Here is a 15224-nt window from a genome sequence, read left to right as displayed (position 1 = left end):
GGGTGCACCGCCCGCTCGTCGTGCTGCGCGGCCGGCCGCTGGGCGGGGGCTCGCTGGTCGCGCTGCTGCTGACGCTGGCCGCTGCGGCAGCGGGCGCGCAAGCCCAGCCGCTGGCCATCGGCCTGACGGCGCCGCTGACCGGTCCTGATGCAGCCTACGGCCTGGGGCTGCGCCATGGTGCGCAGCTGGCCGTGGCGCGCGCCAACGCGGGCGGCGGCGTGGCCGGCCGGCCGCTGGAACTGCTGGCGCTGGACGATGGCGGCGACCCGCATCGCGCCGCGGCCAATGCACGGCTGCTGCTGGCGCGTGGCGCGGTGGCCCTCACGGGGGTGCGCGGGGCGCGCGCCACCGCCGCGGTGGCGGAGGTGCTGGCTCCGGCCGCGGGCGAGGCCCCACGCGCCGCACTGGTGGGGCCGGCCACGGGCGCGGAGCCGCTGCGCGATCCGCCGCGCCCCGGCGTCTTCCACCTGCGCGCCGGCGCGGCCGAAGAGGCCAGCGCGGCGCTGCTGCACCTGGACACGCTGGGCGTGAGCCGCTACGCACTGATCGCGCAGGCCGATGCGCAGGGCGAGTCCGGCGGCGAGCGCGTGCTGTTCGAGCTGACACGCATCGCGATCCGGCCGGTGGCCAGCGAACGCCTGGCCGAACGCGCCACGCCCGCCGACGTGCGACGCGTGGTCGACCAGGTCTGCGCGCAGCGGCCCGAGGCCGTCATCCTGGCCCTCGATGCTTTGCAGGCCGGGGCCGCGCTGGCCGCCGCACGCGCCCAGCCCTGCGCCACGCACTACCTCGTGTTCAGCGAGGCCGGGGCCGCGCTGGCCGCGCGGCCGCCGGGCAGCCGCGGGCCGCATCCGCTGGCGGGCCTGCTGGTGACGCAGGTGGTGCCGCATCCGGGCAACGTGCTGCATCCGCTGGTGGCCGAGTACCAGCGTGCGCTGACGGCACAGGAGGCGCCCGGGGCGCACGTGGCCATGCCGGGCGGCCATCCCTCGCTGGAAGCCTATGCGGCCACGCGCGTCATCCACGAGGCCCTGCGCGCCTGCGGCCGCGAGGCCGGGCGTGCCTGCCTGCTGCAGTCGCTGGCCACGCGCGCGTTCGAGCTGCCGGGGCTGAAGGTGCAGTTCGGCCCGGCGCAGCGCCAGCCGCGGCCCTTCGTCGAGATCACCCTGCTCGACGGCGAAGGGCGCTTGCGGCGCTGAGCGGCCGCTTCGCCGCTTCCCGCGCACATCAAGCAGACCCCACCATCCACCGGAGATCCCCCCGTGTCCTTTCCCCCCATCCACCGCGTCGTCACCGGCCACGATGCCGATGGCCGCGCGATCGTCGCCAGCGACGGGCCGCTGCCCACCGTCGTCGAGATCCAGGCCATCCCGGGCACCATGTTCCACGAGGTGTGGGAGACACGCGCGACGCCGGCGCCGGTGGACAACGGCGCCGATCCCACCGTCGGCCCGTTGAAGCTGCCGCCGCCGAAGCAGGGCACGCGCATCCGCTTCGTCGACATCCCGCCGGACACCGAGGACTTCCTCGCCCATGGCGCGGCCCGCATGCAGGACGCCTTCACCCAGGCCGGCGATGCCGCGGCCTCGACGGTGCGGCGCGACTCGCCGCATCCGCTGATGCACCGCACCGAGTCGATCGACTACGGCATCGTCATCGACGGCGAGATGACGCTGGTGCTGGACGCCGGCGAGGCCCTGCTGCGGCCCGGCAGCGTGGTCGTGCAGCGCGGCACCAACCACGCCTGGGCGAACCGATCGGGCCGGCCGTGCCGGATGCTGTTCGTGCTGGTCGACGGCCGGTACGACCCCGAGATCGCCGCGGCGCTCGCGCGGCGCGCCTGAGGGAGCCGCCATGCGCTTCGCCACCCTCAAGGACGGCTCGCTCGACGGCCGCCTCGTCGTCGTCTCGCACGACGGCACCCGCGCGGCCGCCGTGCCGCACATCGCGCCCTGCCTGCTCGATGCACTGCAGCGCTGGGACGCGGTGCAGCCCGCGCTGCAGGAGGTGCAGGACGCGCTCGATGCCGGCAGCGCCGCCGGTGCGATCGGATTCGACCCGCAGGCCTGCGCCGCGCCGCTGCCGCGCAGCCCGCAGTGGCTCGACGGCTCGGCCTTCCTGAACCACGGCCGGCTGATGGAGCAGGCCTTCAACACGCCGCCGATCCCGGACTTCGACACCGTGCCGGTGATGTACCAGGGCGCGAGCGACGACTTCCTCGGCCCGCACGACGACGTGCCGCTGCCCGACGAGGCACACGGCATCGACTTCGAGGGCGAGTACGGCGTCGTCTGCGGCGCGGTGCCCATGGGCGTGTCGCCCGAGGCCGCGCTCGGCTGCGTCCGCCTCGTCGTGCAGCTGAACGACTGGAGCCTGCGCGCGCTGGGGCCTCACGAGATGAAGACCGGCTTCGGCTTCCTGCAGGCCAAGCCCTCGACCGCGTTCGCGCCGGTCGCGGTGACGCCCGACGAACTGGGCGATGCCTGGCAGCACGGCCTCGTCGCGATGCCGCTGCACGTGCAGTGGAACGGCGAACGTTTCGGCGAACCGGACGGGCGCGAGATGAACTTCCACTTCGGCCAGCTCGTCGCGCATGCGGCGCGCACGCGGCGGCTGTCGGCGGGCACGATCGTCGGCTCGGGCACGGTGTCGAACGTCGCGCGCGCCGCCGGCTCGGCGTGCATTGCCGAACGCCGCGTGATCGAGAAGATCGACGAGGGCGCGGTTCGCACCGGCTTCATGCGCTTTGCCGATCGCGTGCGCATGCAGGCGATGTTCCCCGACGGACGCGAGGGTCCGTTCGGCGCGATCGAGCAGCGCGTCGTGCGCGGCTGACGGGGGCTCGGCATGCAGGTGCTCGTCACCGGGGCCGGCGGCTTCATCGGCCGCGTGCTCGTCGCGCGGCTGCTCGACACGGGGCTCGACGGCCGGCGCGTCGATCGGCTGGTCGCGCTCGACCTCGCGCTGGACGATCTGCCCGAGGACTCGCGGCTGCGGTCGGTGTCCGGGTCGATCGCCGATGCCGAAGTCCTCGAGCAGGCGCTGCGCGAACCGGTGGACCGGGTGTTCCACCTCGCCAGCGTGCCCGGCGGCGCCGCCGAAGCGGCGCCCGACCTCGGCCGGCGTGTCAACCTCGATGCGACCGCGCGTCTGCTCGCCTTGCTGCGCGAGCAGGGCGGCTGCCCGCGCCTGGTGTTCACGAGCACCGTCGCGGTCTATGGCGATCCGCTGCCGGCGATCGTCGACGAGCAGACGCCGCCGCGGCCGGCGATGAGCTACGGTGCGCACAAGCTCGCCGCCGAGGTGCTCGTCGCCGACGCGGCACGGCGCGGCTGGGTCGATGCCTGCTCGCTGCGGCTGCCCGGCGTCGTCGCGCGGCCCGGCGACGGCGCGGGGCTGGTCTCGGCCTTCATGAGCCAGCTGTTCTGGAAGCTCGCGGCCGGGGAGGCCATCGTGCTGCCGGTCAGCGCGGATGGCACGGCCTGGTGGATCTCGGTGGCGGCCTGCGTCGACAACCTGCTGCACGCCGCCGCGATCGACACGGCCCGGCTCGATGCGCGTCGCGTCGTGCAGATGCCGGCGCTGCACCTGTCGATCGGCGCGGTGGTGGATGCGCTGGCCCGCCGCCACGGCGAGACGCGCCGCGCGTTCGTGCGCTACGAACCACGGCAGCAGGTGCAACGCCTGTTCGCGACCTTCCCGCCGCTGCAAACGCCGCAGGCCGAGGCGCTCGGCTTCTGCCACGACGGCACCGTCGACATGCTGGTCCGCCGCGCAACGGCGCACTGACGCGCCGCTTTACCGTGCAGGCCTGCGTCGCGACGAGGGCGCTCGCCAATGGCAAGCGGGACCACGCTACGCGCCGGTCCGTAGCCACAGCGACGCGACCATCGAGCCGCCCGCCAGCATCAGCAACCCCGCGGTGGCGCGGCGGATCGTGGCCGCGCTGATCTGCGGCGGGTGCCGGTGCTGCCACCAGGTCACCGCGTAGACGACCGGGAAGGCCGACAGGCCGAGCACGATGGAGTGGGTCGTGAAGCGCCCGGCGGCCAGGATCAGCACGAGACGCAGCAGCTGGTTGATGCCGAACATCAGCACCAGGCACTGCTGCACCACGTCGCGCGGCAGCGGCTGTCGGTACAGGTGGAACACCAGCGGCGGCCCGGCGCTGGAGAACAGCCCGCCCATCAGGCCCGACAACGCGCCGATCGCCCGGAAACTGGCGCGGCTCGACAGCTGTGCGCGAGGCGTCGCGCTGACCAGCAGCAGCAGCGCGCAGGCGACGATCGCGACGCCGAGCAGGCCGCGCAGCGCCAGTGCCGCGTTGCTGCTCAGCCAGGCGAGCAGCGCGACGCCGGCGGCCACCCCGAGCAGGCTCGGCACGATCGCCGGCGTGACGACGCGCCACTGCGGCTGCAGCGGGTGCAACCGCAGGTAGGACACGGTGTTGGCCAGCGTCAGCAGCGTCGCCGCGTTGGCGGCGTCGGGCACCGACGCGAGGCGCAGCACGCTGACCAGGCCGAGCAGGATCAGCCCGAACGCGAAGCCGGTCAGGTTCTGCACGTAGGTGGCCACCGCGACGCAGCCGACGAACGCGAACTGCAGTTCCCAGGCGGACAGTTCCATCACGCCGCCACGGTCTGGCGCACCGCGTGGTCCCAGCGCGCCATCAGCTCGGCGGCGCGCTCGCGCGGCAGTGTCGGCTCGAAGCGCCGGCCGGCGCGCCACAAGGCGCTCAGCTCGTCCAGACTGCGGTAGACACCCGCGGCGAGGCCGGCCAGGTAGGCCGCGCCGAGCGCGGTGGTCTCGATCATCTCGGGCCGCACCACCGGGATGCCCAGCAGGTCGGCCTGGAACTGCATCAGCAGCGGGTTGACTGACGCGCCGCCGTCCACGCGCAGCTCGGCCAGCGGGGCGCCGCCGGCGGCGCGCACGTCGTGTGCCATCGCGTCGAGCAGCGCAGCGCTCTGGAAGGCGACGCTCTCGAGCGCGGCCCGGGCGATGTGGGCCACCGTGCTGCCGCGGCTCAGGCCGACGATGCTGCCGCGCGCCTGCGCATTCCAGTAGGGGGCGCCGAGTCCGGTGAAGGCCGGCACCAGCACCACGCCGCCGCTGTCGGGCACGCTCTCGGCCAGCGCCTGCACCTCGGTGCTCGAACGGATCGCGCCGAGCCCGTCGCGCAGCCACTGCACCACCGCGCCGCCGACGAACACGCTGCCTTCGAGCGCGTAGCCGGCGCGCTCGTCCGGTTGTGCCGCGCAGCTGGTCAGCAGGCCGGTGCCCGAGCGCAACGCCTGCGCACCGGTGTGCATCAGCAGGAAGCAGCCCGTGCCGTAGGTGTTCTTGGCCAGGCCGGGCGCGAAGCAGGCCTGGCCGAACAGCGCGCTCTGCTGGTCGCCGGCGACGCCGCCGATGGCGATCGGGCGGCCGAACAGCGCCGCGTCGGTCTCGCCGTAGAGGTGACTGGATGGCCGCACGGCCGGCAGCACGGAGGCCGGGATGCCGAGCGCGGCGAGCAGTTCGTCGTCCCAGCAGCGGCGGTGGATGTCGAACAGCATCGTGCGCGATGCGTTGCTGACGTCGGTGGCATGCACGCGGCCGCCGGTCAGCTGCCACAGCAGCCAGCTGTCGACCGTGCCGAACGCCAGCTCGCCGCGCTCGGCCGCGGCCCGTGCACCCGGCACCTGCTCGAGCAGCCAGGCCAGCTTGGGGCCCGAGAAGTAGGCATCGACCACCAGCCCGGTGCTCGACTGCACCCGCGGCGCGAGGCCCCGGGCGCGCAGCGCGGCGCAGACCGGCTCCGCGCGCCGGTCCTGCCAGACGATCGCGTGGTGCAGCGGCTCGCCGCTGCGCCGGTCCCACAGCAGCGTGGTCTCGCGCTGGTTGGTGATGCCGATCGCGGCGACCTCGCGTGCCGTCGCGCCGGCCTGGGCGAGCGCCTCACGCGCCGTCGCGAGCTGGTCGGCCCAGATGCGGTGCGGGTCGTGTTCGACCCAGCCGGGCTGCGGGAAACGCTGCGGCAGCTCGCGCTGCGCCATCGCGACGACACGGCCGTCGCGGTCGAACAGCACGCTGCGCGAGCTCGAGGTGCCCTGGTCCAGGGCCAGCAGGTAGGTCATGACAGCCCCTCGTCCGACGGGTACGCCGGACGATCCCCCGAGGGGATGCGGGCCGGCTTGGGAGCGGCCCGGCGCCCGGCCCGCGCAGCGCTGGTTGGCAAGAGGTGCCACATCGCGTCAGCCGGCGATGCCGCCCAGGCACAGGTACTTGGTCTCGACGTACTCCTCGATGCCGTGGCGCGAGCCCTCGCGGCCCAGGCCCGACTGCTTGACGCCGCCGAAGGGCACCTCGGCGGTCGAGATCAGGCCGGTGTTGACGCCGACCATGCCGTACTCGAGCGCCTCGCCGACGCGGAAGATGCGGCCGACGTCGCGGCTGTAGAAGTAGCTCGCCAGGCCGAACTCGGTCGCATTGGCCAGCGCGATCGCCTCCGCCTCGGTCTCGAAGCGGAACACCGGCGCCACCGGGCCGAAGGTCTCCTCGCGCGCGCACAGCATGTGGCTCGTCGCGTCGGCCAGCACGGTGGGTGCGTAGCTGCGCTCGCCGACACGCCGCCCGCCGGTCACGAGGCGCGCGCCGTGGGCCAGCGCGTCGGCCACATGCGCCTCGACCTTGTGCAGCGCCTCCGCGTCGATCAGCGGCCCCTGCTGCACGCCGGGCTCGAAGCCGTTGCCGACGCGGATCGCGCCGGCCCGCTCCGCGAGCCTGGCGACGAAACGCTCGTAGACGCCGTTCTGCACGTAGAGCCGGTTCGCGCACACGCAGGTCTGGCCGGCGTTGCGGTACTTGCTGACCAGGGCGCCCTCGACGGCGGCGTCGAGGTCGGCATCGTCGAACACGATGAAGGGGGCGTTGCCGCCGAGCTCGAGGCCGAGCTTCTTGATCGTCGGGGCGCATTGCCGCATCAGGATGCGCCCGACCTCGGTGCTGCCGGTGAAGGACAGGTGGCGCACGATGTCGCTCTCGCACAGCGCGCGGCCGATCTCGACCGAACCGGCGCGGTCGCCGGTGACGATGTTCAGCACGCCTGGCGGCAGGCCCGCGCGGCGCGCGAGCTCGCCGAGCGCGAGTGCGCTGAGCGGCGTCTGCTCGGCCGGCTTGACCACCACGGTGCAGCCGGCGGCGAGCGCCGGAGCGACCTTGCGCGTGATCATCGCGATCGGGAAGTTCCACGGCGTGATCGCGGCGCAGACACCGACCGGCTGGCGCAGCACGAGGTAGCGCTTGTCGTTGTCGGTGGTCGGGATGGTCTCGCCGTAGACGCGGCGCGCCTCCTCGGCGAACCACTCGACGAAGCTGGCGCCGAAGCCGACCTCGGCGCGCGCTTCGGCGAGCGGCTTGCCCTGCTCGGCCGTCATGATCACGGCCAGGTCCTCGGCGTGGGCATGGATCAGCGCCGTCCAGCGCTTCAGCAGTTCGGCGCGCGCCTTCGCGGGCGTGGCACGCCACGCGGCACCGGCAGCCTCGGCAGCAGCGATCGCGGCGTGTGTGGATTCCGCGCCATGCCGCGCGACGGCGGCGAGGGTCAGCCCGGTGGCCGGGTCGGCGACGCCGAAGCGCTCGGCGCTGCCGACCCAGTCGGCACCGATCAGCGCGTCGACGCGCAGCAGGCCCGGGTCGGCCAGGCGGGCCAGGGGGGAGTCGGGTGAAGTCATCGTGAGAAGTCCGTCAGCAGGTTCAGGGCAGCGTGCGGTAACGCTGCGCGAGGTCGCGGAAGGCGGCGAGTTCGCGCGCGTCGATCGGCCGGCCCAGTTCCTCGGCGAGGATCGCGGCGACCGGCTCGGCCAGCGCCTCGGCGCGTGCCGCGTCGAGGAAGAGCAGCCGGCTGCGCCGCGCCAGCACGTCCTCGAGGCCGCGCGCCATCTCGTGGCGCACCGCGAAGCGCACCATCGCCTCGCTGAGCCCGTGCGGCGCGTCGCCGGCGGTGTCGGCGCGCCACAGCCAGCGCTCGGCCCCGGGCAGGCTGCGCAGCAGCGTGGCATCGTCGCCGTACAGGTGCTCGCCGGGCGCCTGCGACAGCGCGACGCTGCCTTGCGCCGGCGCGCCGGCCAACGGCAGTCGGGTCGTGACGCCGGCCGGCCGCGCCGTCAGCAGGCCGGCCTCGCTGCAGCGCGCCAGCACGTCCTCGGCCATCGAGCGGTAGGTGGTCCACTTGCCACCGGTCACGGTGACCAGCTTCGAGTGGCCGATGCGCACCGCGTGCTCGCGCGAGATCGCCTGCGTCGACGGCGTGTCGCTGTCGGGCCGCACCAGCGGGCGCAAGCCGACCCAGACCGAACGCACGTCCTCGCGCCGCGGCGCCTTCGTCAGGTAGCGCCCGGCCTCGCCGAGGATGAAGGCCACCTCCTCGGCGAACGGCGTGGGCTCGCTCGCCAGGTCGCCACGCGGCGTGTCGGTGGTGCCCAGCACGGTCATGCCGAGCCAGGGCACGGCGAACAGCACGCGTCCGTCCGCGGTCTTCGGAACCAGCAGCGCATGGTCGCCGCCGAGGAACGAGCGGTCGACCACCAGGTGCACGCCCTGGCTGGGCGACACCATCGGCCGCACCGGCGGCTCGCCGGCCGCGGCGTGGTCCATGTCGCGCACCGCGTCGACCCAGACGCCGGTCGCGTTGACGATGCAGTCGGCGCGCAGCTCGAAGCTCTCGCCGCTCTCGGCGTCGCGCGCACGCACGCCGCAGACCCGCTCGGCCTCGTCGTCGCGCCGGTGCAGCAGCGCGGTGACCGGGCAATGGTTCAGCACCGCGGCACCCTGCAGCCACGCCGTGCGGGCCAGCGTGACGGCCAGGCGCGCGTCGTCGAACTGCGCGTCCCAGTAGCGCACGCCGCCGTGCAGGCCGCTCGCGCGCACGCCGGGCAGACGGTCGCGCACCTCGGCGCTCGACAGCAGCTGCGTCGCGCCCAGCCCGCGCGACCCGGCCAGCGCGTCGTACATCTTCAGGCCCAGGCCGTACCAGGGGCGCTCCCAGAACCGGTAGCCCGGCATCACGAAGGGCAGCGGGCGCGCCAGGTGCGGTGCGTTGGCGAGCAGGGTCGCGCGTTCGTGCAGGGCCTCGCGGACCAGTCCCAGCTTGCCCTGCGCGAGGTAGCGCACGCCGCCGTGGACCAGCTTGGTGCTGCGCGACGAGGTGCCCTTGGCGAAATCCTGCGCCTCGAGCAGCGCGACACGGTGGCCGCGCGCCGCGGCGTCGAGCGCGACGCCCAGCCCGGTGGCACCGCCGCCGATCACGATCAGGTCGTAGCGGTCCGTCGAACGCAGTCGCTGCAGCAGCGTGGGCCGGTCCATCGGCAGGGCGGCGGCGGGCATCGGCAGTTCCTCGCGCTTCACGAGATCACCGACTGCTGCGCGATGCCCGCGTCGACCAGCACATGCTGGCCGGTGATGCCGTCGGCATCGTCGCTGGCGAGGAACAGCGTCGGCCGCGCGACGTGAGCCGGGGCTAGCCGGATCTTCAGGCACTGCGCGTCGAGGAAGGCCTGGTCGGCCGCCGGGTCGCGGTGCAGCGCGGTCTGGCGCTCGGTGACGATCGCGCCGGGCACGATCGCGTTGACGCGGATGTTGCGTGCGCCGAGTTCGCGCGCCAGCGTGCGCGTCAGGCCGAGGATGCCGGCCTTCGCGGTGGTGTAGCCCACCAGGTTGGGCCGCCCGCGCATCCAGCTCACCGAGCCCATGTTGACGATGCTGCCCCCGCCGGCCGCGGCCATGCCCGGCGCGACGGCCTGGATCGCGAAGAAGTAGTGCTTCAGGTTGAGCGCGAGGCGCTCGTCCCAGAACTCGGAGGTGACCTCCTCCATCGTGTGGCGGTCGTCGCGCCCGGCGTTGTTGACCAGCACGCGGACCGGGCCGAGGCGCGCGGCGACCTCGCCGAGCAGCGCCTGGTAGGCGGCCACGTCGCGTACGTCGCAGGGGGCGAAGAAGGGCGTCGGGTGGCCGGCCGCGGCGACCTGCTCGACGAGGGCCTGGCCGCCGTCGGAGCGCAGGCCGCAGAACGCGACCCGGGCGCCCTGCGCGGCGAACGCGCGCACGAGTTCGGCGCCGATGCCCGAGCTGCCGCCGGAAACGAAGACGACACGGTCCTTCAACGAGGGATAGAGGGTGGTGGTGCTCATGCGGATCTCGCGAGGGTGGCCGGCAGTCCCGGCACGTCGACGCGCAGCTGCAGCACGCGGCCGGACCACGGCAGCGCCGCGAGTTCCTCGGCCGGGCGCTTGTCGCGCGCGCTGGTGATGTAGAGGGTGCGCCGGTCCGCCCCGCCGAAGCAGGGCATGGTCGGGCAGCGCACCGGCAGGAGTAGGGTCTGCAGCAGCTCGCCGGCCGGCGAGTAGCGCAGCACGCGGCCGCCTTCGAACATCGCGACCCAGTAGCAGCCCTCGGCGTCGACCGCTGCGCCGTCGGGCCGGCCGAGGTACTCGGTGCCGGGCGCGGGCGGTTCGAACTGGACGAACAGGCGCGGGTTCGACGGCAGGCCACGCTCGAGGTCGTAGTCCCAGGCGGTGACGCGGTGGGCCTTGGTGTCGGCCCAGTACATCGTGCGCCCGTCGGGGCTCCAGGCCAGGCCGTTGCTGGTCGTGATGTCGCCGGCGATGCGCACCAGCGTGCCGCCGTCGAGGCGGTACAGCGCGGCGTGCGCGGCGTCGCGTGGCTCGTGGATCGTGCCGACCCAGAAGCGCCCGCGCGGGTCGGTGCGGCCGTCGTTGCAGCGTGCGACGCGCGTGTCGTAGGGCGCGGCGGCGAGCGGCGCGCTCGTGCCGGTCTGCGGGTCGAACAGGCGCACGCCGTCGCGCTGTGCAACCAGCAGCCGGCCGTCGTCGCGCGCCGCGCAGCAGCCGAGGTCCTGCTCGAAGGCCCAGGCGCGGTGCGCGCCGTCGGCCGGATCGAAGCGGTGCAGCGTGCGGCCGGGGATGTCGCACCAGTAGAGCCGCTGCTCGAGCGGATGCCACAACGGCGACTCGCCGAGCAGCGACGGCTCGCCGGGAAGGGGCTGGATGTCCACGGAATCGGGTCCGTTGCTCACCAGAGCGCCGGCAGCACGTCGCGCAGCGCGACCGGCAGCCCGGTCTCGATGCTGCGGTGCGCGGCCAGGCCCGTGGCCACCGCACGCAAGCCTTCCTCGAGCGGGATCTCGGCCGGCAGGCCTTCGCGCACCGCCTGGGCGAACTTCTGGTGTTCGACGTAGCTGGCGCCGAAGTGCTGGCCCAGGTACTTGATGTTGGTGTCGCGGATCTGGCGCACCGCGACGCCCTTGGCCGTGCCCGAGGGCTGGCCCCAGACCTCGCGGCGGCCCCAGTCCTCGCGCCGGCCGTAGCGCAGCACGCCCGAAGGCAGCAGCGACTCGAGCTTGCCTTCGGCGCCGACGATCACGACATGTTCGTTGTCGAGCGAGTTCTCGGCGAACATGCACAGGTCGAGGCTGGCGCGCGCGCCGGACGGGTACTCGACGATCACGTAGGCGCTGTCGAGGATGTCCGGGCGCTTGCCGCCGTAGGACTCGTCGAGATGGTTGACACGCTGGCCGCCCGAGGCGAACACGCGCAGCGGCTGCTCCTTCAGGATGAAGTCCATCAGGTTGAAGTAGTGGCAGCACTTCTCGACCAGCGTGCCGCCGGTGTTGGCGTTGAAGCGGTTCCAGTCGCCCACCTTGGGATAGAAGGGCTCGCGGTGCTCGCGGATCGCCACCTGGTGCAGCGTGCCCACCGCGCCCTGGTGCGCCAGGCGGATCATCTCGGCCACCGGCGGCATGTAGCGGTACTCCTGCGCCACCCAGACGATGCCCTGGCGGCCCCTGGCGCGCTCGAGCATCTCGACGCCGTCTTCGACCCGCGTGACCAGCGGCTTCTCGCACAGGATCGGCAGGTCGGTGGCGAGCGCGTCGCGCATCACCTCGATGTGGGTGAAGTTCGGGCTCGCGATGACCAGCGCGTCGCACAGGCCGCTGGCGAGCAGCTCGCGGTGATCCTCGAACAGGCGCACGCGACCGTCGAGCAGCGCCGCGGCCTGCGCGCGGCTGTCGGCGCTCGGGTCGGCGACCGCGGTGACCTCCGCGCCGCCCATCGCGCGCAGGTTCTCGATGTGCTCGCGGCCCATGCTGCCGCAACCGATGATGCCGTAACGAAGGATCTTGGATGTCATGTGTGCTCCGAGAGATTCAGTGAATGGCTCAGCCCTTCAGGCCGCCCTGGGTCAGCCCGCCGACCACACGCTCCTGGAAGGCGGCAATCAGCACCGCGATCGGGACGATCGCGACGACGAGCGCGGCCGAGATCACCGGCCACGGGAAGGTGAATTCGCCCTGGTACAGCGAGATGCCGACCGGCAGCGTGCGCATGCTGGCGCTGGCGTTCAGGCTCAGCGCGAGCAGGAACTCGTCCCAGGCGTTGACGAAGGCCAGGATGCCGGCGGTGAACACGCCCGGCGCGGCCAGCGGCACGACGACCTTCCACAGCGCGCCCATCCGGGTGCAGCCGTCGATCATCGCGGCGTTCTCCAGGTCCTTCGGGATGCCCTGGAAGAAGCTCACCAGCACCAGCGTGCACACCGGCAGGCTCAGCACCGTGTAGGGCAGCACCAGCGCGGTGTAGGTGTTGAGCAGGTCGAGCTTGCGCATGGTCTCGAAGATCGGCACCAGCAGCGTGACCAGCGGGAACATGCTGGAGGCGACGATGCAGGTCAGGATCGTCTGGCGGTGCCTCAGGTTGAGCCGGGCGATCGCGTAGGCCGCGAAGGCCGCAACCACCAGCGAGACGGCCGTCGAGATCGCGGCCACCACCAGGCTGTTGCCCAGGTACTTGAGCAGCGGCTGGTCGGTGAAGGCCTGCACGTAGTTGCTCAGCACCAGTTCGTGCGGCAGGTAGGTGATGGGCTTGCTCACCAGCTCGGCCTCGGTCTTCAGCGAGGTCAGCAGGATCCACACGGCCGGGAAGAAGCCGTTGATCACGACGATCGCGGCGGCGATGAGGCGCAGCGAGCGCCCTTCGAAGAGCTTGTTCATGCGTTCTTTCCGATGCGCTTCAGGTAGAAGCCGGTGACGAACAGCGACAGCACGAACATGAACACCGCCAGCGTCGAGCCGTAGCCGACGTCGAGGTAGTCGATCGTGGTCTTGTGGATCAGCATCGCGAGCGTCTCGGTCGCGTTGCCCGGGCCGCCCTTGGTCATCGTGTAGGGGATGTCGAAGGTCTGCAGCGCGGTGATGGTGCGGGAGATCAGCGCGACGATGATCGGGGGCATCAGCATCGGGATCGTGATCTGCCAGAACTGCTGCCAGCGGCTCGCGCCGTCGACCTCGGCCGCCTCGTAGAGCGACTTCGGGATCATCTGCAGGCCAGCGAGCAGGATCAGCGCCATGAACGAGCTGGTCTTCCAGATGATCGTGACGCAGATCGCCGCGAAGGCCCAGTTCGGGCGCAGCAGCCACATCGTCGCCTCCTGATCGCCGAAGCGCCGCAGCACGTCGTTGACGACGCCGTACTCGGAGTGGAAGAACCACGCGAAAATCAGGCCGGCGAAGGCCAGCGGCAGCGCCCAGGGCAGCAGCAGCGCCAGGCGCACCGGCCATTGCCGCTTGAACGGCAGGTTGGCCAGCATCGCCAGGCCGAGCCCGACCACCAGCGCGCCGGGCACGGTGATCAGCGTGATCAGCACGGTGTTCTTGGTCGCGTTCCAGAAGTCGCGGTCCTCCAGCACGAGCAGGTAGTTCTCGAAGCCGATGAATCGGGCCGCGCCGCCGCCGGACAGGCGCAGGTCGAAGAAGCTGTTCCAGATCAGCCGGCCGATCGGGTAGACCACGATCAGCGCGAGCAGCAGGAAGGCCGGCGCCAGCAGCATGGCGGCCAGCGCCTTGTCGCTGGGGTCGCGGAATCGCTCGAGGGCTTTCATCGCGGGCCCCGCTTCAGCGCATCACGCGACGCAGGCGCGACTCGATCTCGGCGACGCCCTCGTCGGCCTTCTTGGTGCGCGCCAGCACCGCGCTGGTGGTGGTGCGGATCACGTCGCTGACCTGGCCGTAGTCGCGCGACTGCGGTCGGCTGCGCCCCGCGCCGACCACCGCGGCGGCGTCCTTGAACCAGGGCACGGCCTTGAGCACCTCCGGGTCGGCGTAGACCGCCGCCGAGGTCGGCAGCAGCGATCCTTCGACGGCCAGCAGCTTGCTCGCCTCCGGGCTCGCGAGGAACTGCACCAGCTTCGCGGCCTCGGCCTTGTTCTTCGAAAAGGCGCTGACGGCCCATTGCCAGCCGCCGATGCAGGTGGCGCTCTTGCCGCCGGCCACCGCGGGCAGCGGCATCACGCCGACCTTGCCGACCACCTTGCTGTCCTTGTCCTCGCTGAAGCGGTCCCAGGCGAAGCCCCAGTTGATGGCGAACACCACCTGGCCGGCCTTGAACTCGTTGACCGTGTCCGGGGTCTTCACCTCGGCGACGTTCTTCTTGATCACGCCCTGGTCGACCATCGCGAGCCATTGCTCGAGGCCCTTGACCGCGGCGCCCTTGTCGAGCGTCAGGCGGCCGCCGGCGTCGTTGAACTCCTTGCCCTGGCTCCAGTACGGCAGCAGGAAGGTGCAGACGGCGCCCTCGATCGGCGCGCCCTGGATCGACAGGCCCTGCAGGTTCGGATTCCCGGCAGCGGATTCGGCGGTCTGGATCTTCTTCGCCGCGGCGGCCAGTTCGTCCCAGGTCTTGGGCTCGGCGATCTTGTGCTTCTCGAGCAGGTCCTTGCGGTAGTACATGAACATCGCGTCGGCGAAGGCCGGCAGCGCGGCCACCTTGCCGTCGATCACGTTCGCCGCGGCGTAGGCCGGCAGGTAGGACTTCATCGCCGCGGCCGGCTCGCCGACGTAGGCGTTCAGCGGCTCGAGCCAGCCGGCGCCGGCGTACTGCGCCGGGTTGACGATGTCGACCATGTAGATGTCGAGCGTCGAGTCTTTCGCGTTCAGCACCGTCGAGAGGTACTGGCGCTGCAGCTCGGAGGTGGCACCGCCGGTCTCCGATTCGATCGTGACGCCGGGGTGTTTCGCCTGGTACTGGTCGAACAGCTTGCGCATCAGGTCGGGCCGCTGGCCCGAGCCGCCGACGAAGACACGCAGCTTGGTGTCAGCCAGTGCAGGGCCGCTGAGCAGTGCGGTCGCGACGAGCGCGCCGAGAAGGGAGGTGAGACGCATGGTGAGGATT

General features: G+C 72.5%; 14 protein-coding genes. 4 read left to right on the top strand and 10 right to left on the bottom strand.

The window, feature by feature from the left end; translation table 11 throughout:
• Window positions 1-2: 2 nt before the first annotated feature.
• The 4 genes from D9C15_RS18345 to D9C15_RS18330 all read left to right on the top strand — a co-directional run bounded on the left by D9C15_RS18345 (window position 3) and on the right by D9C15_RS18330 (window position 3789).
• A complete protein-coding gene (locus D9C15_RS18345) occupies window positions 3-1199 on the top strand; it encodes an ABC transporter substrate-binding protein (RefSeq protein ID WP_164886768.1) in 1197 nt (398 codons plus the stop codon).
• 63 nt (window positions 1200-1262) lie between these two features.
• Entirely contained in the window at window positions 1263-1844 is a 582-nt protein-coding gene (locus tag D9C15_RS18340; protein ID WP_127999908.1) for a cupin domain-containing protein, read from the top strand.
• A 10-nt stretch (window positions 1845-1854) separates the two neighbouring features.
• Complete coding sequence (locus D9C15_RS18335; RefSeq protein ID WP_127999907.1) at window positions 1855-2835, top strand: fumarylacetoacetate hydrolase family protein; 981 nt, start codon at window positions 1855-1857, stop codon at window positions 2833-2835.
• A 12-nt stretch (window positions 2836-2847) separates the two neighbouring features.
• On the top strand, window positions 2848-3789 hold the full coding sequence (locus D9C15_RS18330; RefSeq protein WP_127999905.1) for an NAD-dependent epimerase/dehydratase family protein: 942 nt from the start codon (window positions 2848-2850) through the stop codon (window positions 3787-3789).
• 66 nt (window positions 3790-3855) lie between these two features.
• Here D9C15_RS18330 and D9C15_RS18325 read toward each other — a convergent pair whose 3' ends face one another.
• The 10 genes from D9C15_RS18325 to D9C15_RS18280 form a co-directional block, all read right to left on the bottom strand.
• Complete coding sequence (locus tag D9C15_RS18325) at window positions 3856-4626, bottom strand: sulfite exporter TauE/SafE family protein (protein WP_127999903.1); 771 nt, start codon at window positions 4624-4626, stop codon at window positions 3856-3858.
• Window positions 4626-6119 (bottom strand): glycerol kinase GlpK, encoded by a 1494-nt coding sequence (gene glpK, locus D9C15_RS18320; RefSeq protein WP_127999901.1) that lies wholly within the window; start codon window positions 6117-6119, stop codon window positions 4626-4628. Before glpK ends, D9C15_RS18325 begins: the two co-directional genes overlap by 1 nt.
• Window positions 6120-6236: 117 nt before the next feature.
• Entirely contained in the window at window positions 6237-7715 is a 1479-nt protein-coding gene (locus D9C15_RS18315; RefSeq protein ID WP_127999899.1) for an NAD-dependent succinate-semialdehyde dehydrogenase, read from the bottom strand.
• A gap of 22 nt (window positions 7716-7737) precedes the next feature.
• The gene (locus tag D9C15_RS18310) at window positions 7738-9366 is read right to left on the bottom strand and encodes a glycerol-3-phosphate dehydrogenase/oxidase (protein ID WP_127999897.1); all 1629 of its coding nucleotides are present in this window, start codon (window positions 9364-9366) and stop codon (window positions 7738-7740) included.
• 17 nt (window positions 9367-9383) lie between these two features.
• The gene (locus tag D9C15_RS18305; protein ID WP_127999895.1) at window positions 9384-10169 is read right to left on the bottom strand and encodes an SDR family NAD(P)-dependent oxidoreductase; all 786 of its coding nucleotides are present in this window, start codon (window positions 10167-10169) and stop codon (window positions 9384-9386) included.
• Window positions 10166-11053, bottom strand: a complete 888-nt coding sequence (locus tag D9C15_RS18300; RefSeq protein ID WP_127999894.1) for an SMP-30/gluconolactonase/LRE family protein — start codon at window positions 11051-11053, stop codon at window positions 10166-10168. Before D9C15_RS18300 ends, D9C15_RS18305 begins: the two co-directional genes overlap by 4 nt.
• 17 nt (window positions 11054-11070) lie before the next feature.
• On the bottom strand, window positions 11071-12189 hold the full coding sequence (locus D9C15_RS18295) for a Gfo/Idh/MocA family protein (RefSeq protein ID WP_127999892.1): 1119 nt from the start codon (window positions 12187-12189) through the stop codon (window positions 11071-11073).
• A 28-nt stretch (window positions 12190-12217) separates the two neighbouring features.
• On the bottom strand, window positions 12218-13048 hold the full coding sequence (locus tag D9C15_RS18290) for a carbohydrate ABC transporter permease (RefSeq protein WP_127999890.1): 831 nt from the start codon (window positions 13046-13048) through the stop codon (window positions 12218-12220).
• Window positions 13045-13935 carry a carbohydrate ABC transporter permease gene (locus tag D9C15_RS18285; RefSeq protein WP_127999888.1) on the bottom strand — a complete coding sequence of 297 codons (891 nt, stop codon included), beginning with the start codon at window positions 13933-13935 and terminating at the stop codon, window positions 13045-13047. Before D9C15_RS18285 ends, D9C15_RS18290 begins: the two co-directional genes overlap by 4 nt.
• A 13-nt stretch (window positions 13936-13948) precedes the next feature.
• Entirely contained in the window at window positions 13949-15214 is a 1266-nt protein-coding gene (locus D9C15_RS18280; protein ID WP_127999887.1) for an ABC transporter substrate-binding protein, read from the bottom strand.
• Window positions 15215-15224 lie beyond the last annotated feature (10 nt).

This window comes from Piscinibacter defluvii (genome assembly GCF_004011805.1).
GTDB lineage: Bacteria > Pseudomonadota > Gammaproteobacteria > Burkholderiales > Burkholderiaceae_C > Piscinibacter > Piscinibacter defluvii.
The sequence above is the reverse complement of the archived record's forward strand: the minus strand, read 5'-3'. Positions and strand labels throughout refer to the sequence as shown.

What these genes read in the sequence shown, in the direction of transcription:
- D9C15_RS18280 (WP_127999887.1), bottom strand. Translation starts at nt 15,214, where the DNA reads ATGCGTCTCACCTCCCTTCTCGGCGCGCTCGTCGCGACCGCACTGCTC.
- D9C15_RS18285 (WP_127999888.1), bottom strand. Translation starts at nt 13,935, where the DNA reads ATGAAAGCCCTCGAGCGATTCCGCGACCCCAGCGACAAGGCGCTGGCC.
- glpK (WP_127999901.1), bottom strand. Translation starts at nt 6,119, where the DNA reads ATGACCTACCTGCTGGCCCTGGACCAGGGCACCTCGAGCTCGCGCAGC.
- D9C15_RS18305 (WP_127999895.1), bottom strand. Translation starts at nt 10,169, where the DNA reads ATGAGCACCACCACCCTCTATCCCTCGTTGAAGGACCGTGTCGTCTTC.
- D9C15_RS18290 (WP_127999890.1), bottom strand. Translation starts at nt 13,048, where the DNA reads ATGAACAAGCTCTTCGAAGGGCGCTCGCTGCGCCTCATCGCCGCCGCG.
- D9C15_RS18310 (WP_127999897.1), bottom strand. Translation starts at nt 9,366, where the DNA reads ATGCCCGCCGCCGCCCTGCCGATGGACCGGCCCACGCTGCTGCAGCGA.
- D9C15_RS18335 (WP_127999907.1), top strand. Translation starts at nt 1,855, where the DNA reads ATGCGCTTCGCCACCCTCAAGGACGGCTCGCTCGACGGCCGCCTCGTC.
- D9C15_RS18315 (WP_127999899.1), bottom strand. Translation starts at nt 7,715, where the DNA reads ATGACTTCACCCGACTCCCCCCTGGCCCGCCTGGCCGACCCGGGCCTG.
- D9C15_RS18295 (WP_127999892.1), bottom strand. Translation starts at nt 12,189, where the DNA reads ATGACATCCAAGATCCTTCGTTACGGCATCATCGGTTGCGGCAGCATG.
- D9C15_RS18325 (WP_127999903.1), bottom strand. Translation starts at nt 4,626, where the DNA reads ATGGAACTGTCCGCCTGGGAACTGCAGTTCGCGTTCGTCGGCTGCGTC.
- D9C15_RS18330 (WP_127999905.1), top strand. Translation starts at nt 2,848, where the DNA reads ATGCAGGTGCTCGTCACCGGGGCCGGCGGCTTCATCGGCCGCGTGCTC.